Origin of the sequence: Salisediminibacterium beveridgei, assembly GCF_001721685.1 — a bacterium.
Lineage (GTDB): Bacteria > Bacillota > Bacilli > Bacillales > Salisediminibacteriaceae > Salisediminibacterium > Salisediminibacterium beveridgei.
This window is the reverse complement of the sequence record NZ_CP012502.1, coordinates 795,986-815,769: the sequence shown is the minus strand read 5'-3', so window position 1 is coordinate 815,769 and position 19,784 is coordinate 795,986. Positions and strand designations below refer to the sequence as shown.

18 protein-coding genes and 1 riboswitch are annotated in these 19,784 nt (G+C 48.1%); of the genes, 4 read left to right on the top strand and 14 right to left on the bottom strand.

All coding sequences use genetic code 11. The features are described from left to right. Positions 1-161 precede the first annotated feature (161 nt). Together BBEV_RS03660 and BBEV_RS03655 are read left to right on the top strand one after the other, a co-directional pair. On the top strand, positions 162-1,133 hold the full coding sequence (locus BBEV_RS03660; RefSeq protein WP_069364224.1) for a tRNA modification radical SAM protein MnmL/YtqA: 972 nt from the start codon (positions 162-164) through the stop codon (positions 1,131-1,133). Next, on the top strand, positions 1,126-1,704 hold the full coding sequence (locus BBEV_RS03655) for a tRNA 5-(aminomethyl)-2-thiouridylate-methyltransferase MnmM (protein WP_069364223.1): 579 nt from the start codon (positions 1,126-1,128) through the stop codon (positions 1,702-1,704). The genes BBEV_RS03660 and BBEV_RS03655 overlap by 8 nt, the downstream gene beginning before the upstream one ends. Here the strand turns inward: BBEV_RS03655 and BBEV_RS03650 are convergent. Next, positions 1,701-2,774, bottom strand: coding sequence for a tetraprenyl-beta-curcumene synthase family protein (locus BBEV_RS03650; RefSeq protein ID WP_069364222.1), 1,074 nt, complete (start codon positions 2,772-2,774; stop codon positions 1,701-1,703). The two genes, BBEV_RS03655 and BBEV_RS03650, sit on opposite strands and share 4 nt — an antisense overlap. Continuing rightward, positions 2,771-3,604 carry an alpha/beta hydrolase gene (locus BBEV_RS03645; protein WP_232318258.1) on the bottom strand — a complete coding sequence of 278 codons (834 nt, stop codon included), beginning with the start codon at positions 3,602-3,604 and terminating at the stop codon, positions 2,771-2,773. Before BBEV_RS03645 ends, BBEV_RS03650 begins: the two co-directional genes overlap by 4 nt. 127 nt (positions 3,605-3,731) lie before the next feature. Here BBEV_RS03645 and BBEV_RS03640 point away from each other — a divergent pair, with 127 nt between their 5' ends. Continuing rightward, positions 3,732-4,247, top strand: coding sequence for a gamma carbonic anhydrase (locus tag BBEV_RS03640; protein ID WP_069366581.1), 516 nt, complete (start codon positions 3,732-3,734; stop codon positions 4,245-4,247). A gap of 238 nt (positions 4,248-4,485) precedes the next feature. On the opposite strand, the gene metK is transcribed toward BBEV_RS03640, so the two are convergent. After that, positions 4,486-5,700 carry a methionine adenosyltransferase gene (metK, locus tag BBEV_RS03635; protein WP_069364221.1) on the bottom strand — a complete coding sequence of 405 codons (1,215 nt, stop codon included), beginning with the start codon at positions 5,698-5,700 and terminating at the stop codon, positions 4,486-4,488. Between the two features lie 238 nt (positions 5,701-5,938). Further along, a riboswitch (SAM riboswitch) is annotated at positions 5,939-6,049 on the bottom strand. 242 nt (positions 6,050-6,291) lie between these two features. On the opposite strand from metK, the gene pckA reads away from it, so the two are divergent. Next, positions 6,292-7,875, top strand: a complete 1,584-nt coding sequence (pckA, locus tag BBEV_RS03630; protein ID WP_069364220.1) for a phosphoenolpyruvate carboxykinase (ATP) — start codon at positions 6,292-6,294, stop codon at positions 7,873-7,875. A gap of 227 nt (positions 7,876-8,102) precedes the next feature. Here pckA and BBEV_RS03625 read toward each other — a convergent pair whose 3' ends face one another. The 11 genes from BBEV_RS03625 to fdnG all read right to left on the bottom strand — a co-directional run bounded on the left by BBEV_RS03625 (position 8,103) and on the right by fdnG (position 19,730). After that, the gene (locus BBEV_RS03625; protein ID WP_069364219.1) at positions 8,103-8,735 is read right to left on the bottom strand and encodes an HAD family hydrolase; all 633 of its coding nucleotides are present in this window, start codon (positions 8,733-8,735) and stop codon (positions 8,103-8,105) included. Positions 8,736-8,831: 96 nt separating this feature from the next. Continuing rightward, a complete protein-coding gene (locus BBEV_RS03620; RefSeq protein WP_069364218.1) occupies positions 8,832-9,620 on the bottom strand; it encodes an alpha/beta hydrolase family protein in 789 nt (262 codons plus the stop codon). Continuing rightward, positions 9,617-10,117, bottom strand: coding sequence for an RNA deprotection pyrophosphohydrolase (gene ytkD / locus BBEV_RS03615; protein ID WP_069364217.1), 501 nt, complete (start codon positions 10,115-10,117; stop codon positions 9,617-9,619). Before ytkD ends, BBEV_RS03620 begins: the two co-directional genes overlap by 4 nt. A 123-nt stretch (positions 10,118-10,240) precedes the next feature. After that, positions 10,241-10,444 carry a twin-arginine translocase TatA/TatE family subunit gene (locus BBEV_RS03610; RefSeq protein ID WP_069364216.1) on the bottom strand — a complete coding sequence of 68 codons (204 nt, stop codon included), beginning with the start codon at positions 10,442-10,444 and terminating at the stop codon, positions 10,241-10,243. Positions 10,445-10,493: 49 nt separating this feature from the next. Next, on the bottom strand, positions 10,494-12,419 hold the full coding sequence (locus BBEV_RS03605; protein ID WP_069364215.1) for a molybdopterin biosynthesis protein: 1,926 nt from the start codon (positions 12,417-12,419) through the stop codon (positions 10,494-10,496). 15 nt (positions 12,420-12,434) lie between these two features. Further along, a complete protein-coding gene (locus BBEV_RS03600) occupies positions 12,435-13,670 on the bottom strand; it encodes a molybdopterin molybdotransferase MoeA (RefSeq protein WP_069364214.1) in 1,236 nt (411 codons plus the stop codon). 24 nt (positions 13,671-13,694) lie between these two features. After that, complete coding sequence (locus BBEV_RS03595) at positions 13,695-14,297, bottom strand: molybdenum cofactor guanylyltransferase (RefSeq protein WP_069364213.1); 603 nt, start codon at positions 14,295-14,297, stop codon at positions 13,695-13,697. A gap of 46 nt (positions 14,298-14,343) precedes the next feature. Continuing rightward, the gene (locus BBEV_RS03590) at positions 14,344-15,129 is read right to left on the bottom strand and encodes a formate dehydrogenase accessory protein FdhE (protein WP_069364212.1); all 786 of its coding nucleotides are present in this window, start codon (positions 15,127-15,129) and stop codon (positions 14,344-14,346) included. Between the two features lie 107 nt (positions 15,130-15,236). Beyond that, positions 15,237-15,932, bottom strand: a complete 696-nt coding sequence (locus BBEV_RS03585; RefSeq protein WP_084007202.1) for a formate dehydrogenase subunit gamma — start codon at positions 15,930-15,932, stop codon at positions 15,237-15,239. After that, a complete protein-coding gene (locus BBEV_RS03580) occupies positions 15,916-16,746 on the bottom strand; it encodes a 4Fe-4S dicluster domain-containing protein (protein ID WP_069364210.1) in 831 nt (276 codons plus the stop codon). The genes BBEV_RS03585 and BBEV_RS03580 overlap by 17 nt, the downstream gene beginning before the upstream one ends. Beyond that, complete coding sequence (gene fdnG, locus BBEV_RS03575; protein ID WP_084007201.1) at positions 16,743-19,730, bottom strand: formate dehydrogenase-N subunit alpha; 2,988 nt, start codon at positions 19,728-19,730, stop codon at positions 16,743-16,745. Before fdnG ends, BBEV_RS03580 begins: the two co-directional genes overlap by 4 nt. Between the last annotated feature and the right edge of the window lie 54 nt (positions 19,731-19,784).

Genomic DNA, 19,784 nt, shown 5'->3' with positions numbered 1-19,784 from the left:
CTATCCCCAGGGACAAGATGCCTCATTATAATGGAGCTGAACGACACGCGACACGTCTTCCATCCTGCTTTATATTGTATTCATTTTATAAGCCGCATGTCAAGGCAGTCCGAATCTGTGATAGGATTGAAAAATACAGTGTATGAAGGAGCGAATTAAACATGAACAATCTGATCCCATCCCATTTCGGTGACAAGCGTTATTATACCTGGAACCAGCACCTCAGAGAAACATTCGGTGAAAAAGTCATCAAGGTTCCCATTGACGGAGGATTTGACTGTCCCAACCGCGACGGAACAATCGCTTCAGGCGGCTGTACGTTTTGCAGCAAACGCGGATCAGGTGACTTTGCCGGAGACAGGCGCGACAAGGTTCTCGATCAATTCCATGAGGTGAAAAACCGCCTCCAACGTAAATGGAATTCCGCAAAATACATCGCATATTTTCAGGCTTATACAAATACCTATGCACCGGTTGATGAATTGCGGGCCATGTTCGAATCTGTCCTGCATGAAGAAGGCGTCGTAGGCATAGCGATCGGTACCCGTCCGGACTGTTTACCTGAAGACGTCGTGGACTATCTGGCTGAACTGCATCAGCGCACTTTTCTCTGGGTTGAGCTCGGTTTGCAAAGTGCGCATGACGTGACCGGTGAACGCATAAACCGGGCTCATGATTTCGCCTGTTACAAAGAAGGTGTCGCCAAACTCAGGCAGCACGGCATTCGGGTTTGCAGCCACATCATCAATGGCCTGCCAGGTGAAACACGCGAGATGATGATTGAAACCGCCGAGGCCGTTGCCGATCTCGATGTACAGGGCATCAAAATCCATTTGCTGCACGTCTTAAAACAAACTGCCATGGCAAAAGAGCTGGCTCAAGGGGAATTCCGGCTCCTCGATCAGAAGGAATACACAGAGATTGTCCTGCGGCAGCTGGAAAGACTCCCCCAGGATCTGGTCATCCACCGTCTGACCGGGGATGGGCCACGGGATCTGTTGATCGGACCTGAGTGGAGCCTGAAAAAATGGGACGTATTGAACGGGATTGATCGGGCGCTGATCGAAGACCATACCTGGCAGGGGAAATATGCGCATCTGCAACCCATTCAAGGAAGTGGTTCTCATGAATAGCCCCGGTGTCCTCGCTTTCACACGCACGCTGCTGTCCTCTTGTTTGAAAGCGGGAGACACAGCTGTGGATGCAACCGTGGGGAATGGACATGATACTGCATTTCTAGCTGAGCTCGTCGGTCCCTCCGGGGAAGTGTACGGTTTCGATATTCAACAGCAGGCGATCGAGGCTGCACACGTCCGCTTACAAGAAGCAGGCACGCTCGACCACGTCCGTTTGATTCAGGATGGACACGAAACCATTCCGGACTACCTGCCCGTTGCCAAATCCGTTCAAGGCGCCGTCTTTAACCTCGGTTATCTCCCTGGTGCTGATAAATCGGTCATCACCCTGCCCGACACGACGTTAACCGCCCTGAAAGCCTTAATGAAAAGGCTCACCAAGGGCGGCATCATCGTTCTCGTCGTTTATCACGGCCATCCGGGAGGTGCAAACGAACGGGATGCGTTACGTCATTTCACCCAAAGGCTTCCCCAATCCAGCTGGCATGTATTGGAGTACGGCTTCACAAATCAGATCAATCACCCGCCGTTCATCATCGCTTTAGAGAAAAAACGGAACCTGAGTTAATCTGTCTTTTGGCCGGATCTTCTGAAGATCCGGCCATTCATATAGAAAAACATGGATTCCAATCCACCAAAACGAAAAAGCGCAAATTGCTGTCTTCGAAGCAGCGGATGCTGACTGACTTTTTCATCAGCCAGATAAATTGCAAGAAGACCGCTTGTAATCATACGGTGAAAGCGGTGATCAGGTAGGGATCGGATCGCCCTCTTTGCACGTTTAAAGAAGTAACCAATCCGACGAAGCATCTCCTCATCAGATTCATAGTATGTGCAAAAATTCAAATCCCCTTCCTCGTGATCTTCTTTCTGATCAATGAAATAATCCATCAGAATATGGAGTCCCTGCACCCAAGGAAAATAACCTTCATACACCCTTTTTGCCTTACTCCTGGTCATCCTTGGATCTTTCGCTGCATAAGCCACAAGCGAAAAAATGCCCAGCGTTGATCCGGAAGATGCCGCATATTCATACCAGCTCATCTCGTCTCGCAATGGCCCCGCAGTACTCTCAAACCACCCAATCAGTCTTTCTTCACGTTCCCCAGGAGTGACGTGTTTGTGAACCTGCAGCTCGGTGTACCGTTTAGCCAGATCCTGTAAATGTGGCTGAATGATCTGAAAGGAAGGCAAAGCAACCAGCTCCTCCCGGCAAACCGTCACCAGATCCTTTAAATAGTTCTTGTCCCCGGTGTGATCCCGGCACGCATAATAATCACTCTGTTCTTTTTCTGGTTCAAATACATCCAGCATCGCCTGATGCAGATGGTGGAAATCGTTTGGATCAAGGGAGACACTTCGATCACAAAGGTTATCCAGGTAATCGCTGATCGTCTGATACGCCACGATAAAGCGGATCACTTCTTTCGAGTGATGACCGGAGAGAAGACCCAAAATCGACCCGCCTTCACAGTGGAATGTTTTATGCCGGATACTCAGCTGTGCCTGACTTCGAAGCTCCTCATCCGGTATATCGTCTGCTTTTCGTTTCCAGATGGCAAGCTCTTGATGGACCCTCGGAATCACCTGTCGATAGACGTCAGCCATCAGTGGCAGTGCGTGCTTCGGCGCTCTCATCGGACAGTATGTCCTTTTTGCTGCTTTTGTTCTTGCAAAGATCGTGTCACCGACATGTACCCGATCATATGAAGAAATACCTCGTTTCGCTCCGGTTCATTGATCACTTCATGATAGAGGCCAGCCCATTCCTTATAACTTTTATCTCTGATATTCAGGGCATTGAACCAGCGGAACACCGCTTCTTTATCAACGATGAGATCATCTCCGCCCTGTGTAATCATGAGCGGCACGTCCGGAAAATGATCCACGTCATCGAAAGCCTGATTCATCGCCTTCAATAATTCCATGTACCACCTGAGCGTAATCGTTTTTGTACGAAGCGGATCTGTGGCATAGCGGTTTTTCACGTCCTGATTTCTTGTTCCTGTCCCGTCTCTCACAGTCGACTTTACGTACAGATCAGGCTTCAATGGATGAATCATCTTTGCCATTAAATTCTTACGTTTGCTCGTCTTGTTTACTAACCCGAGGCAAGGAGATGACAGCACCATCATATCCGGAAGCAAGCGTTCATCAATCTGCGTTACGGTCCGGATAGATGCCAGTCCACCCATGCTGTGTCCGAAGAGAACGACCGGTAACTGATCAGCTTCTGCAGCAATCAGCCAGGATGTAATCCGTTCAATATATTGATCAAATGACAGGATATGTCCACGTTTCCCCTCGGTTTGACCCTGACCGGGCAGATCGCCTGTTACTACATGGTACCCTTCCATGTTCAGTTGCTTGATTAACCAGTCATACCTTCTGTGGTGCTCTCCTGCACCGTGAACAACCACCACAGTGCCAATTGGTTCTGACTGCCCAGATTCATATTTCACAATCATATGATCGCCATCCTTTATTTTATGTACTCTTCTTATCTTCGCTCAACATAACACATTTCGTCAACTGATCCCCTGTTTGATCTGTGTTAGAATACAGATATCAACATACGAAAGGATGACTCAAATGATCATGTATCCATATAAAGGGGTGACGCCGGACATTGATCCAACTGCCTACATCGCAGAAGGCGTCGTCCTGACCGGCGATATTCAGGTCGCCAAAGATGTGAGTATCTGGTTTAATACCGTTATCCGGGGGGACGTAGCCCCTACAGTTATCGAAGAAGGAGTGAATATTCAGGATAACTCCACCCTTCATCAGAGTGCACCTCTTCCCCTCCACCTCAAAAAAGGGGTCACAGTCGGCCACCAGTGCCTGCTGCACAGCTGCACAGTGGAAACGAACGCACTGATCGGGATGGGATCGACTGTTCTTGACGGAGCAACAATCGGTGAAGGCGCCTTCCTTGGTGCCGGCAGTCTGGTTCCTCCGGGAAAAACCATCCCTGCAAATACGTTGGCACTTGGCCGTCCTGCAAAAGTGGTTCGTGATTTAACCGACAAAGACCGAGAAGAGATGTCCAGGATCCGGGAGAGCTATATCGAAAAGGGCCGGGAATACAAACGCATGCAAAAAGAGTAAATCCGCACGTCCATCCTGTAAACCAAGGACCTTAACGAAAACTCGGTTTTCCGCCAAGCTTTACTGGCGAAAGCCATCGTTTGACTTATGCTTCAATCCTTTAGCGAACGTAAACATGCCTCTAAGGAAAGAATGAAAAAAGCTGGCGCTCTCCTCATCGGAGAATGCCAGCTTTTTTTGATCCTTCATATGAAATGGTATCGTTTTTTGAAGGATTGAAGTATTAGCCTCAATGTCATTAAGCTTGTTCGGTCAGTTCCAGCGCCTGTTTTTTCATCTGTTCCGCTTTATCTGTCGCTTCCCAAGGCAAATGGATATCTGTTCGTCCAAAGTGACCGTATGCGGCTGTCTGCTTGTAAATCGGCCGGCGCAAGTCGAGCATTTTGATAATCCCGGCAGGTCTGAGATCAAAGTTATTCCGGACGACCTCGACGAGAATTTCCTCAGTCACTTTCCCTGTTCCCAATGTATCCACGGCGATGGACACCGGCTGGGCGACACCGATCGCATAAGCCAACTGAACTTCGCACCGTTCCGCCAATCCTGCGGCAACGATATTTTTGGCCACGTAGCGGGCTGCATACGCTGCGGAACGGTCCACTTTTGTCGCATCCTTACCGGAGAAGGCACCGCCGCCATGACGGGCGTACCCGCCGTAAGTATCTACGATGATCTTACGTCCAGTCAGTCCCGCATCCCCCTGAGGTCCACCGATAACAAAGCGGCCGGTCGGATTAATGAAATACTTTGTTTTGTCATCCAGTAGTTCTGCCGGAATGACAGGCTTGATGACATGCTCAAAGACATCGTGTTTAATCTCTTCCAAAGTCACTTTATCCGAATGTTGCGTAGAGATCACGACGGTATCGATGCGAATCGGCCGATGATTTTCCCCGTATTCTACTGTCACCTGAGTTTTTCCATCCGGTCGAAGATACTTCAATGTCTTGTTCTTTCGGACTTCAGAGAGTCTTCTGGCAAGCTTGTGTGACAATGAAATCGGAAGCGGCATCAGTTCTTCGGTCTGATTGTCCGCATAGCCGAACATCAACCCCTGATCTCCGGCACCGATCGCTTCGATCTCATCATCGGTCATCTGACCTTCTCTCGCTTCAAGGGCCTTGTCAACGCCCTGGGCGATATCCGCTGACTGCTCATCAATGGACGTTAGTACAGCACAGGTTTCAGAATCAAACCCGTATTTTGCCCGGGTGTATCCAATTCCAGTTAACGTTTCGCGAACTGTTTTCGGAATATCCACATACGTGCTTGTGGAAATTTCACCGGCAACCAGTACCAGACCGGTATTCACCGTTGTTTCACAGGCAACCCGTGCATTCGGGTCATGCTTAATAATTTCATCGAGAATGGCATCGGAGATCTGATCGCAAATTTTATCCGGATGCCCTTCGGTAACTGATTCTGAAGTAAATAATCTTGTACGTTCTCTCAATGGATTAACCTCCTCGAATAATCAGGCTGCAGCCTGTCATTTTTTCAGTACGGACCTCATTCCCGCCATGGTAGTACCGGCAGAAAAGAAATAGAGAAACCTCGGCTGATCACCAAGTCAGTGGCGAAAGCCTTAGTTGCACTTATACTTTAATCCTTCAACAAAGTTAAACATCATTAAAGTATAAAAAAGACCCTTCCCCAAAATGAGGAAAAGGTCGTTCAAGTCAGCCTTTTACCTCTTATCGTTCAAGGTGGGTTCACCTTGCAGGTTAGCACCGTTCACCTTGTCACTGGTGATGGTTGCTGGGCTTCTTCGGGCCTGTCCCTCCGCCAACTCGGGATAAGAGTATCCGTTCTCGATTTAGGTTACGTCATTCTTGCCAATTTGTCAACCTGAAGCCATCTCCAGCATCACGTTAAGGCATTTCTGTGAATCTTATCAGAATATTGTGATTCTATTCACGCAATGTTTTACAATAAAGTAAACAGAAAATCCATCTATTAGTATGTCACTTTTAATTAAATGTGTTATACTATTTAACGAAAACAGTCCATCTGTTATAGCATACTATGGAAAGGGTGCATGGCTATGAGTATGATTCATTTTGAAACATCTCTGCGACAACTGTTGATGAAAGACACGGTGGCAAAGGACTTGTCTGTTCCACAACTCATCGAGCGTTCACTGTATCGAGAAGAAGGTTTGTTGACAAACAGCGGGGCATTCCTTGCAACCACGGGTGTCTATACCGGCCGTTCACCAAAGGATCGTTTCATTGTTGACGAACCCGAAACGCGTCAGAAGATCGACTGGAATGATGTCAATCAACCGATTCAACCTGAAATCTTTGACCGCCTCTATGAAAAAGTGATGAAGCATCTCGAAGAAAAAGAAGAATTATTTACGCGTCACTGCGTTGCCGGAGCAGATCAAGCTTTTGAACTTCCCATCAGAGTCATCAATGAACTTGCCTGGCATAATTTATTTGTCCGACAGTTGTTTCTTCGTCCTGAAACCGGAGACAGTGATTTACAGCATCCTGAATTCACGATCATTTCTGCACCTTCTTTTAAAGCCCATCCCGAAACCGACGGGACCAACTCCGAAGCATTTGTCATGATCTCCTTTGAACGAAAAACCGTCCTGATCGGCGGGACTGCGTATGCAGGTGAAATGAAAAAATCGATTTTTTCCATTATGAACTATTTCCTGCCTCAAAAAAATGTTCTGCCGATGCACTGCAGTGCCAATGTTGGCATTGAAGGAGACACGGCGCTCTTTTTCGGATTATCCGGCACCGGAAAAACCACGCTCTCTGCAGACCCTGAGCGCTTATTGATTGGTGATGACGAACATGGATGGAGCAACCGCGGGATCTTTAATATTGAGGGCGGCTGTTATGCAAAGACGATCGCACTGTCGAAGGAAAAAGAACCTGCGATTTTCGATGCCATCCGCTTCGGTTCTGTTCTCGAAAATGTCCTGATCGACGATCAGTCGCGCCAGCCTGATTATAACAGTGCTACACTCACGGAAAATACACGCGCAGCTTACCCGATCGATCATATTCATAACTGTCAGGAATCCGGCGTCGCCGGTCATCCTTCGACACTCTTTTTTCTGACTGCTGATGCCTCCGGGGTCTTGCCCCCTGTCAGTAAACTGACACCAGCACAGGCCATGTATCATTTCCTGACGGGGTACACAAGTAAACTTGCCGGAACCGAACGGGGCATTACTGAACCTCAGCCGACCTTTTCCACCTGCTTCGGTGCACCATTTCTGCCATTGAATGCCTCTGTCTATGCAGAGATGCTGGGTCAAAAGCTGATCGAACATGACGCAGAGGTCTATTTAATCAATACCGGTTGGACAGGAGGCGGTTACGGGACAGGGCAAAGAATGAACTTAACGTATACACGGGCCATGATCCGTGCAGCACTGAACGGGGATTTCAACAATGTGGAGATGGCCGAAGAGCCGTTTTTCGGTCTCCGGATGCCTACCCGCTGCCCTGGCGTTCCTGACGATCTGCTCGAACCACGGAGCACCTGGGCAAATGGCGCGGAATATGACCGGCAGGCGGAAGCGTTAGCTGCTTCGTTCAAAGATAATTTCAACCGATTTGGCACAATGCCAGAAGATATCTTACGTGGAGGTCCGATACAGTAATCAGAAGGCAATTCATCTCCACCTGAATCGCTGGGCTGATGCCCGTATCGCGAATCAGATGGAGTCTTCTTGCCTAGTGATGATAAAAGGAAGTTAAGAACACATCGGTGATTAAAATTACACAGCCGTATTGTGATCACGCTGACGATCGCTATAGAAAACAAGTACGCCTGGATATTGAAATCCAGGCGTACTTTTGATATATCGCCTTAATACGTTTAACAGGTCTACGGTTTCAAGCCATTTGGCAATAGATCGATTAAATCTTCCAGCCGATCAATAAAATAATGATATTGCGCTACTTCTCCAAAGCCATACTTGGCATAAACAAATGGAATCTCTGCGTATTGTGCAGCCTTTCTGTCGCCATCTGTATCCCCTACATAGATCGCATTTGTTATATGATTTCGTTCCATTAAGATCTTAATGTTTTCTCCTTTAGATAAGCCAGTTCTTCCTGAGTTTTCAAAATCCAAAAAATAGCCGCCTACTTGATGATACGTAAAGAACGCCTCAATGTAACCTTCTTGGCAATTACTGACGATAAACAACTGATAATCTTTTGATAAACCGGCCAGCATCTCATTCACATTTTTATACAACTGACCGCCATGGCTCGCTAAGTATTGGTTTTCCATCACAAAACATTTTTGTAAAACTTCGTTGCGAAACTCATCATGTATAGCAGGAAGCAGTTTTCGACTAAAATCATCGGCTTGAAGCCCCATTGCTGCCTTCAAATCGTCCGCCGTTATTTCATTCAATTCTTCGAATTGTTGAATGACTTTATTCCAGGCTTTCGCAACCGATACGCTTGAATCCCATAACGTTCCATCCAAATCGAAAATAATACTGTCCATGCAATTAAATCCCCGCTTCTTCACGAATTAATAAAGTACTGACATATCAGTTTTTTGACGTTTTCACTCCATACCTGAACTGCTTCGAGTTCTTATTCAGCTGCCTTTTTCCTGCTGTTTCATCCATTCGCAGATTCGTTTCGTCCATTCGTATTGAAGTTTTGGTGTCATGCGATGTCCCTGATTTCTGATCAGACTCAAAGTCACAGGAACACCGGAAACAGTTAACGCACGGTGCCATTCCAATGCATGCACGACAGGTACATGAACATCTTCAGTTGCATGGACAATTTGAACCGGCGCCTGGATCAGATGAGCCATATTCAAAGGAGATCTTATCTGGTACGTCCGCCTCGCCTGCTCCGGCGGCCCTTGAAATGTTCTTCTGAGCAGTCTCCCCATGTCTTTTCGTTCATCGTACATTCGAAAACAGTTTGATACCGCTCCCCAGGAAGTAAGAGATGCGACAGGCCTGTTCACAGCTGTCGGTGCAGCCATGACACCGCCCCTGGAAAATCCCACAACATGGATGCGATCAGGATCGACTCTGCGATCTTCCTGGAGCAGGTCAAAACCACTGTAGGCATCCTCCAGATCTGCACCGCCGAATTCATCAACACCCTCTCCACCGGCATTTCCGCGGTAATAGGGTGCAAAAACGATAAACCCGAGAGATGCATATTGGATCATTCGGGCCATCCTGACCATTCCCACTTGGCGGTAACCACCCCGCAGGTAAAGAATGGCACTGCCGTTTCGTAGCGATCCATCCGGTACGACCCGCATCCCTTTTACGAGCAGTTCACCTGAACGGTAAGTGACTTCACTGACATGAAACAGCTGAGAAGGATAGCCAAGCGTCTGATCATCGACCAGCCGGTTCAAGACAGTTCAGCGCCCTTACCGAGAAAACGCCGCCTGACCTCCTGTACACTCAGTTCCAACACCCGGTCTTTCATGATGAAACTGTAATCATGCAGGTCTCTGACATCATCAGGCAATCGTTTTATCAATTTGGGTCCTTTTGTTTCGAAATAGTTGTTCTTTGTAATCATCTGGTCGACATCCGCAAAATAAACGTTCTTAATGACGGTTTCCTTTTTCCCTTTTACCTGATACTGGCCGATGTAATGAAGACGACCGGTAACGATCCCGCCGGTTTCTTCAAACACTTCCCGAATCGCAGCTTCTTCAGCCGTCTCTCCCGGTTCAACTTTTCCACCAGGGAATTCAAGACCTCTCGATGGATGAAGGGTTAACAGCCAGCTCCCCTTAAATCTGGCAACGATCCAAACATGCTTTGGATCCGATGAAAAGGGATGATTCGCTGAGGAAAATGTGACTTGGTTTTGATAGTAATCACGGAACTGTTCTTCGATCATGATGGAATCCCTCCAGTTACACAACGCTTCTGATTGTCATTGTATAAGGGGAGAAGTCATTTGTCTAATTATCCACACGGCAAAAAACCGCCCACCCAAGGTGAACGGTTCTTGATTCCTGAGTTATTCAGTGAATTTCTTCGCTTCTTTCTTCGCTTCTTCCACAGGTTCACTGACATCATCTGTCAGTTCTTTCGTGGATTTTTTGAATTCCTTCAGCGTCTGTCCCATTGCTTTCCCCATCTCCGGCAGTTTGCTTGGTCCGAAAATAATGAGTGCAATCACGAGAATCAAAACCAATCCTGGAATACCAATGTTTGAAATCATGTTACATTCCCCCTCTATGATAGTTGATAGATACGTGACACAACAGTCGTTAATTCTCTATGGCAACCGGTTCAACGTTTTCATTGACCGAATATCCGCCAAGTGACTCAACTTTATGTTTGAATTCTTCTGAACGAAGGGCCTGATACAACTTTTGCCCCCGTTCACTTTCGTAGAATGTTTTTGTCATAATCAGATCATATTGTTCATCTCCCACCGGAATGAAATCTGCGCCAACTGCCTTTGCAGCTGAATAGATTCCCATACCGCACGAATGATGATCCACCATCACTTCCGCCGCTACACTAAGATGCGTGTACATTTCCCGCCGGTATCCTTCCAGCTGGTCCGGGCTGATTTCATGTTTTTTGAGGAGATGATCAAATAATACTCGCGTCCCGGCACCTTTTTGACGATTGATGTAATGGATCCCTTCCCGGGTCACATCTTCAATCCCCTCAATATGTTCCGGATTCCCGGCAGGTACGATCAACCCCTGGGACCTTCGAAGGAATGGCAGCTTAATGATATCCAAGTCTTTCAACCATTTTCGGATATAGCTGTCATTGTACTCTCCGGTAGCCGGGTCCAGCAGGTGAATCCCTGCGATATGCGCTTCTCCTCTTTGCAGGGCAATCAGCCCTGCCAGGCTGCCGGTGTGACTTGGCGTAATTGACGACACGCCGTCTGACTCTTTCATGACTGAAGAAAGAATGTCGATGGAAAGATCGTGACTGCCACTGAATAAGGTGGTCAAATCCAGCTGTTCTTTCGGTTTTAACAGACGGGCTTCAACGAGATCACCCTGCTCAACACCTAAATGTTCAGGTGGAATCGTGACAATACCATCTGCTTTGACGAGAGACATCGTCACACTCGCAGAACGGGACAGGGGATTGGCAATATACTGATCGCCAACCTTGCCGATATGAACCCTGACAAAGTCCTCTGAACCCATATTCGACGTCATCCGTCTTCCTGCGATCACATTCATCACCGGTTTCACCGGCGTCGGCTGCCCATTCCAGGCATGAATCATCGGCTCGACGAACCACTCCATCACAAAGTAGGCACTGACAGGATACCCTGGAACACCCATCACAATCGTATCGTTCACGTTCCCGATAATGACTGGTTTCCCCGGTCGGGTAGCAATCCCGTGGGTCCAGACCTCACCCAGTTCTTCGATGACATCTTTTGTGTAGTCCCTTGAACCGGCTGAGGATCCTGCATTGATCAAGACGATGTCCGCCTCTGTTGTGCCCTCAATCAACGCCTGCCTGATCTTTTCCCGATCATCCCGGACGATGGGTTTCAACATCGGGATGCCGCCCCAGGATTCAACCATTCCGGAAAAAATGGTCCCGTTGAATTCAATCAACTTCCCTGGTTCGGCCTTTTGATCAGGCTGGATCAATTCATTCCCCGAAGGATAAATGGCTACTTTCGGTTTTTGTTTCACCTCAACGTCAAGCACCTGGGCGCCCAATAGGGCACCTGCATCCACCGGGCGGATCTGATGTCCTTGAGGCAGAAGCATTTCACCATAGGTAATATCTTCACCAATCGGCCGAATATGCTGCCAAGGTACAGCCGGTTCAATAATTTCGAGAACATCATCCCCGGCTTCATTCACCTGCTCGATCATGATGACGGCATTGAAAGGAGATGGAATCGCGTGCCCTGTATCCACATAGGCAAAATCGGCTCCATTTTTCAGATGGAGCGGACGGCTTTCATGCGCCGTCTGTGTCCTATTCGCTTCAACGGCAATCCCATCCATCGCTGAAGCGTGATAGTGCGGATTGGAAACCCCTGCAAAGATCGGGGTGGCCGTCACTCTGCCCATTGCTTCAGCAACAGGGAGAACTTCCGTGGTTTTCTTCTGTTGATCAATGAAAGTCAGACATTCCTGCAATGCTTCATGTCTTGGCTTATCCTCTAAATAAATCGTGCGCTCATGACGCTTTTTCATAATGGAACAGCCCCCTCAGATGAAGTAATGAACCTTGACCAGATCGCCTTTTTGGACGCCTTCTTTTCGTGAAGGGATTTCCATCAGACCATCACTTTTGATCAGTGTACTGATCAGCCCCGATTTTCCCAGGACAGGTTCAGCTTCCGAGTATGGTGTTCCTGACTTCAATGTAACACGAATATAATCAGTACGGCCGGGTGAAGAAGGAATATTTTGTGACACTCTGGCGACAGTTGTATGACGATTTCCACGGTTCATGCCGAGTAATCGATGAATGATCTGTTTACCAAACATATGAAAAATAACCATCGCTGAAGCAGGGTGCCCTGGTAACCCGAGTACCGGTTTAGCCGACGTCACTGAAAGAATGGTCGGTTTTCCGGGTTTCACCGAGACCCCGTGGACCAAAAGGCCGGGAGTTCCATTTCCCAGAGATTCAATGACCTCTGTCGTATAATCTTTCTCGCCAACAGAACTGCCGCCACTCATGATGATCATGTCGCACTGCTCAAACAGGCGGTTCGCTTTTTCTTGGAAATCTTGACGATCATCAGCAGCAATCGGGGAGACGACGACGTCACATCCCCAGGACCTGATCAAGGACGGAATCGTGACGCCATTGACATCACGGATTTCACCCATCTTGAGTTCCTGTTTCGCATAGGGAACAATTTCATCTCCCGAGGAAAGATACCCGACAACAGGTTTTTTACAGACAGTGATGCTCGACAGACCAAGTGCAGCCAATGCACCGGCTTCCTGTGGACGGATTTCTGTTCCGGCAGTCAGCACTGCACTTCCTGCTTGCGTATCTTCTCCTTTGAGAATGACATTTTCCTGGTGCCGGACTGGTTTGAATACCTGCACCAGATCCCCGGACAGGTCTGCGTCTTCAATCATGACGACAGCATCTGCTCCTTCAGGAATCATCGCACCCGTGGGTACATACACCGCCTGATCCATGTCGAGGACCATGGCAGCTTCCTGCCCCATCTCAATGCTGCCCGCCAATGACAAAAATGCCGGCATCGCTTCTGTCGCTCCGTGTGTATCCATCGCCTTCACTGCATACCCATCTACTGTGGATCTTGAAAAGCCGGGTACATCTTCCGTGGCGTGAACATCTTCATACAATACACGTCCTGCTGCGTGATCAGGAGATACGGATTCAGCATATGTAAGACGCTGAACGTGAGCATCGATGATCTCACTCATCTCTTCTGTTGATTTCACCCGAAAAAAGTCCATTCAATGAGCCTCCATTACCTGATGTTATACTTGCTGTGTTTGAACCCATTCATAGTCTTCAGGCCGATTCATATTGTAAAACGCCAGCTTCAAATGCGCTTCACTCCAGCCGGCATCTTTCAAATCTTCCTCTGTCACGGTGATGGCATTGACTTGATCCAACACGTTGACCATCCGTTTTTCGCCTTCTTCAAGTGCATCCACCACGTACGGCAAAAAATCTTTATGATAGCAGGCGAACAGCGGATGACGCTTCCCATTGTATTCAGGTACGGCAGCCATCGCTCCACTTTCCTGCACCTTCTTGCAAAGAAACCGTGCAATTTCCATGTCCGCAAACGGCATGTCACAGGCAATAATCAGATTCCAAGGGGTTTCTGAATGCTTTAAAGCCACCTCAATACCAGCCAGTGGTCCATGTTCTTTGTGTTCATCTTCATACATCGGCATCTGCAGAAACTCGTAGGAGTCCGGATCGTTCGTAATCAGGATCTGATGATCGGTTCGTGTTTGGATCAAACGCTTGATTCTGCCAATATTCGTCTCATCACCTACCTGCAGAAGCGCTTTGTTCCGTCCCATCCGGCTCGATTTTCCACCGGCAAGAATAATTCCAGTAATCTCCATGGTGAGTTCCTCCTTTATTATCAGCTTTCATCAGCTGCATGATGAACTATTGTCCATCATAGCCTTCCTCTTGGGCCACAAAATCCAGGTGAATCGTCTCAAGATCAAGCAATGCAGCAGGTTTGTTGGCAAACAACTTCTCCGTATCCACCACTTTCAAGTAGTTCTTGCAGGATTCACAGACTTCAATTTTTGAGGATTCATCATCTTTCACGTTAATATAAAAGAGTTTTTCATGCTTATCATTACCGCAGTGGACACAGGCAAGCCGTTTTTGCTTCCAAAGGGTCTCACAGCGGGGGCAATTCAAATGCTTTTCGCCTTTGATCAGCTTGGCGACACGGTGAGGTTCACCGCAGCAAGGGCATGTTCCCATCACATCGAATTCCTGGATAATATCCGCTACTTCACGGGCCATGAGCTGCATGAAAGGTCTTAAACCCTGCTCCGCAAGGAAATGAGGCAACCATTCGGACACACCGCGATCTTTCGCCTGCTGCTTGAAATAAAACTCATCAAACATCACTGCTTCCTTGATCCAGGTCATGACTTCCTCTTCTGTCAACGTTGCTTTGATCTTATTTAATTCGTCTGCCAAGTCAGGCTGGTGTTCTTCGATCACGTCTGCAATCTTTTCCACTGCCTGATGATACAGAACCCCCGGAACAGGGGATTGAGTCAGTTGAGGGAGAACGGGCAGTTCCCGTTTTAAATCTTGTTTCTTGATATCCAAATCGATTTCATTCACGTAGGCTTCTGTTAATTCTTTCTGAGCATCCATGATGGCCCGCTGCAGAATCAAGTATTCTTCGGCTACGACATTGGGATTCATAATAATCCTCCTTAAAGATATCATTCTATTTATCATTATATCTCTCATAAGGAAAGGCTGTCCATGTAAGGACAGCCTTTTCATAGAACTTTTTGTTTGACGATCCGTTATGCACCTTTGTCCTGATTGTCTTTTTTGATTTTTCCTTTTTCCACAAGCTCATCATACCAGACTTCGTGATGAGCTTTTGCATACTCAACATCTACAGTTCCCTTTGTCATCCCTTCCAAAGAGGCTTTGGAATTCGGATGACCGATACTCAGGAAAATGTGACCGACAATCACAGCAACAGATAGTCCGAATGCAATGTTATGAATCGGGAACGCCCATTGAATGACACCTGATGAGAAAAACTGCGGAAACCACATGACGATCCCTGACAGAATCAGAAATACAGCTGTCAAAATCACGAGCAGTGAATTCAGTTTTTCCCCGGAGTTATAGAAACCCTGTTTTGGACCACCGCCTTTACCCAGGAAAAATTCCTTCGGGAACTGTCCCAAAAATTTCAGGTCGTCTTTCTTCCATGTGAACGTTGATTTCAACCAGAACAGCATACTCTTTGGATCAAAGATCAGCATCAAAACCGGTACTGCAATAAAGACGACAGCAAAGATGCGATGCAACAGCCGGGCCATTTCCGGTCCGCCCATTAATGGATACATCCAGCCGAAAAAATCCGAATAGAGAGGAAGTGCGGTGAAATACAGCATAAAGAACGTCAGTGCAAACACCCAGTGACCAACACGTGATGTTTTGGAGAAGCGTTTGACTTTTTGCGTTGTATTAATCTCTGTCGACATCGTCATGTCCCCCCTCTTCTTCAGATCCATGGCCTTCTTTATTGAACAGTTTATTCGTCACATAACCGGTCATGACCGCCATTGTCGTAACACCTAAGAGCGCTTTTCCCATCGGCTGGGCATAATCTTTCCAAACGACGGCTGAAGTCGGCACTTTCGGATCTCTTGGCAGATCGTAGGCCTCAGGCTCTTCTGCGAGCAAGTAGAACGTGTGGGTTCCGCCAACGCCTTCTGGATCATAGATCTGCGCGTTCGGATAACGGTCCTGAACTTGAGCGAGTCGCTTCTGAGCCAGTTCTTTCATCTCTTCTTTCGTACCGAATACAATGGCATCCATATGACAGATATCCGCGCAAGCTGGCTGAAGACCGTTATGAATCCGGTCATCACACATCGTACACTTCTGTGCCCGTTCAACCGTCTCACCGTCACCGTTGGTGTACTCAGCCAATTCGACAATGTCAAACGGGCAATTCTGCACGCAGTAGCTGCAGCCGACACACTTTTCTTGATCGATGACAACGCTGCCCATGTCTGTGGTGGAAATAGCCCCTTCTGGACAAACCTTTTCACACGCCGCATCTTCGCAGTGGAAGCAGGCTGAGTGGCGGAATAACCACTCGAAGCCGCTGCCGTTCTCATATTCTTTCATTTGCAGAACATTCCAGGTTTTCCCGTTTACTTTTTCGTGGGATTGATAGGATCCGCCATATTCCGAAACATCCATCGGGAGATCATTCCAGTTCTTGCACGCGACCTGACACGCTCGGCACGCATCACAACGGGTGACATCAACTAATTTGGCATAACTCATGCTTCCACCCTCCTTACATCACAGAGAAACGCTTTATACTCCGGTATCATCGTATTGGCGTCACCAATATGACTTGTCAGATGGTTTGCAATCGACCCTGTGGAGATGCCTTCATACCCATAGTGCCATGGCATACCCAGGTGATGGATCTTTTCTCCGCGAATGGTGTAAGGTTTGAAGCGTTTCGTAATCATCGCAAGGGCTTCTATTTCGCCACGTGCTGATGAGACCATGACTTTATCCCGTTCCTGAATGCCTTTCTCTTTCGCCAATTCTTCACTGATCTCAACGAACATATAAGGCATCAATTCAGACGGCCATTCCAGCTGTCTTGTCATGGATCCGGACTGCCAATGTTCCGTCAGGCGATAGGTCGTTGCCACAATCGGGAAGTCGGCAAATTTACCGCGACGGTTATGGTCACCGGGCCAAATGTGCACCGCAGGATTCAGTTCCTGACTGGAGAATGCATTTGGAATCGGGCTCTCATAAGGCTCGTAATGCTCAGGGAACGGGCCATCTGTAGTGGCATTGGTGAAAATTCCACCTTTCCCATGGGAAATCATGATAAATGGATTCGTTCCGCCTGGACCGTCAGGCGGATTGGTTCCACCAAAGTCCGGTACATCATGTCCTGTCCACTCACTGCCGTTCCACCAGATCGTCTCTTTGTCAGGACTCCATGGTTGCCCCTGAGGATCTGCGCCTGCCCGGTTATACAAAATCCGGCGGTTTACAGGCCATGCGAAGGACCAGTTCAAGTAATTCTCCATGCCGGTATCGTTATCATCACGCCGCTTGGAGAGGTTCTTATCTTCATCAGGTCCTGCATCCGGATAGAAGCCGGAATAAATCCAGTTTCCACTCGATGTCGTTCCATCGTCCTTCAATTGCGTAAAGTTAGTAATCGTTCGACCCGTGGTAAGGTCGTAGCCATTGATTTCCCGGCACACCAGATCAACATCCGGATAGTCCGATCCTCCGAAATTCCAATCCAGTGCCTGGATCGGCTTCGCCGCTTCTGATGATTCATTCTCATACAGTGCTTTCACACGCAGTGCCAACTGATTGGCAAGCCATGCATCAGATCGGGAATCGTGTTTCGGTTCAAGGGCTTTCCAGCGGTACTGCATCCAACGTCCGCTGTTGGAGACCGACCCTTCCTTCTCGTAAGGGCCACAAGCCGGCAACATGAAGACTTCCGTATCGATGGCAGAAGGATCACTGCCTGCGGATTCTTTCCAGAATGAAGCTGTTTCGGTTTCCCAGAGGTCCATGGAGACGAACCAGTCGAGCTTCGTCATCGCTTTGCGTTCGAAGTTCGAGTTTGGTCCCCCGACCATCGGGTTTTGCCCCCAAGTAATCATCCCTTTAATATCCTCTTCATGCATGGATTCAAACAGGGAAATATGGGAATAGTTCTTCCGCCCTTTCGGGAAATAGTCAAACAGGAAATCATTTTCCGGTGTTGCATTATCGCCGTAATAGGCTTTTAACAAACTGGCCAGGAATTTCGGTTTGTTGCTCCAATAACCTGAAGCCGGTGTTTCATTCTCGTTATAGGCCGAGAGACTGGCGTGGCGGTCGTTCTGAGTCGGGGCGCCAATATAGCCCGACATCAGGTGAAACAGCAGTGCGAAGTCCGTGGAACCTTGTACATTACACTCCCCGCGCATGGCATTGACACCGCCGCCCGGGCGTCCTACGTTCCCAAGCAGAAGCTGAAGGATCGCATAGCTGCGGACATTTTGGGATCCGACGGTATGCTGGGTTGTTCCCATGGCATACATGATCGTTCCTGTTTTGTCTTCGGCTCCCGTGCTGCAGAAAATGTCTGCTACCTTGAGAAAATCTTCGGTGGTCATGCCCGTCATCGCTGCGACGGTTTCTGCATCGTATCGCTCATAATGCTTCTTCATCAGCTGATAAACGCATCTTGGATCCTGCATGGACATATCCTGAATAATTTCGCCATCTTCATCCTTCTGGAAGGACCATGTAGACTTATCATAACTTCTTGTCTCTTCGTCATAACCGGAGAATAATCCGTCTTCAAAATTGAAATCCTCATGGATCAGGAATGTTGCATTCGTGTAATGCCGGACATAGTCCTCATGGTACAAACCGTTTTTGAGTGCGTGATGGATCAGGCCACCCATAAACGGAATGTCCGTACCGGAACGAAGAGGTGCATACGCATCCGATAGTTGAGCTGTTCGGGTGAAACGCGGATCAACCACGACGAGCTTACCGCCGTTGTCTTTTGCTTTTTGAACATATTTCATACTGATCGGATGGTTTTCTGCAGGGTTTCCGCCGATGACCATCACGACGTTTGCGTGCTGAATGTCATTCCAGTGATTTGTCATTGCGCCACGACCAAAGCTTGGTGCCAGACCGGCAACCGTAGAGGAGTGTCATATCCTCGCCTGGTGTTCAATAAAGGTGGCGCCAAGGCCGCGCATAAATTTCTGAATCAGGTAACACTCTTCATTTTCCAAAGCGGCGCCTCCGAGACTGGCAATTCCCTCCGTGCGATAGACCGGTATGCCGTCAGCGGTTACTTCAAAAGTGTCATCCCGGGTTTCTTTAATCTTTTCCGCAATGCGGTCCAGGGTCCAATCCCAGTCCTTTTCTTCCCATGTGTCGCTGCCTGGTGCCCGGTACATCGGTGCTTTCACACGTCTGTCAGACGTATACAGCTGCCGGATCGACGTCCCTTTACTGCAGAGTGAACCCCGGTTGATCGGGTGATCCGGATCGCCTTCGGTGTAGACAACATCATCATCTTTCACATGAACCAAAATGCCGCACCCTACTGAGCAATAGGGACAGATTGTCGGTGTAATCACCGACGATTCCGTCTTCAGGCTCTGTGATTCAGCCAGTGCCTTGTCCGGGTCAAACCCGAGTTCAACGACTGCCAGTGTTGCTGCCGTTGCCCCCGACAGCTTTAAAAATTGCCTTCTTGATACTTCAAGCATCATAACTCCCCCTAAACTTACATTTAGTATTTCACTTTTCGATTCTGCAACCCC

What these genes read in the sequence shown, in the direction of transcription:
- ytkD (WP_069364217.1), bottom strand. Translation starts at nt 10,117, where the DNA reads ATGATCGAAGAACAGTTCCGTGATTACTATCAAAACCAAGTCACATTT.
- BBEV_RS03655 (WP_069364223.1), top strand. Translation starts at nt 1,126, where the DNA reads ATGAATAGCCCCGGTGTCCTCGCTTTCACACGCACGCTGCTGTCCTCT.
- BBEV_RS03660 (WP_069364224.1), top strand. Translation starts at nt 162, where the DNA reads ATGAACAATCTGATCCCATCCCATTTCGGTGACAAGCGTTATTATACC.
- BBEV_RS03585 (WP_084007202.1), bottom strand. Translation starts at nt 15,932, where the DNA reads ATGTCGACAGAGATTAATACAACGCAAAAAGTCAAACGCTTCTCCAAA.
- pckA (WP_069364220.1), top strand. Translation starts at nt 6,292, where the DNA reads ATGAGTATGATTCATTTTGAAACATCTCTGCGACAACTGTTGATGAAA.
- BBEV_RS03580 (WP_069364210.1), bottom strand. Translation starts at nt 16,746, where the DNA reads ATGAGTTATGCCAAATTAGTTGATGTCACCCGTTGTGATGCGTGCCGA.
- BBEV_RS03610 (WP_069364216.1), bottom strand. Translation starts at nt 10,444, where the DNA reads ATGATTTCAAACATTGGTATTCCAGGATTGGTTTTGATTCTCGTGATT.
- BBEV_RS03625 (WP_069364219.1), bottom strand. Translation starts at nt 8,735, where the DNA reads ATGGACAGTATTATTTTCGATTTGGATGGAACGTTATGGGATTCAAGC.
- BBEV_RS03600 (WP_069364214.1), bottom strand. Translation starts at nt 13,670, where the DNA reads ATGGACTTTTTTCGGGTGAAATCAACAGAAGAGATGAGTGAGATCATC.
- BBEV_RS03590 (WP_069364212.1), bottom strand. Translation starts at nt 15,129, where the DNA reads ATGAATCCCAATGTCGTAGCCGAAGAATACTTGATTCTGCAGCGGGCC.
- BBEV_RS03645 (WP_232318258.1), bottom strand. Translation starts at nt 3,604, where the DNA reads ATGATTGTGAAATATGAATCTGGGCAGTCAGAACCAATTGGCACTGTG.
- BBEV_RS03595 (WP_069364213.1), bottom strand. Translation starts at nt 14,297, where the DNA reads ATGGAGATTACTGGAATTATTCTTGCCGGTGGAAAATCGAGCCGGATG.
- BBEV_RS03605 (WP_069364215.1), bottom strand. Translation starts at nt 12,419, where the DNA reads ATGAAAAAGCGTCATGAGCGCACGATTTATTTAGAGGATAAGCCAAGA.
- BBEV_RS03650 (WP_069364222.1), bottom strand. Translation starts at nt 2,774, where the DNA reads ATGAGAGCGCCGAAGCACGCACTGCCACTGATGGCTGACGTCTATCGA.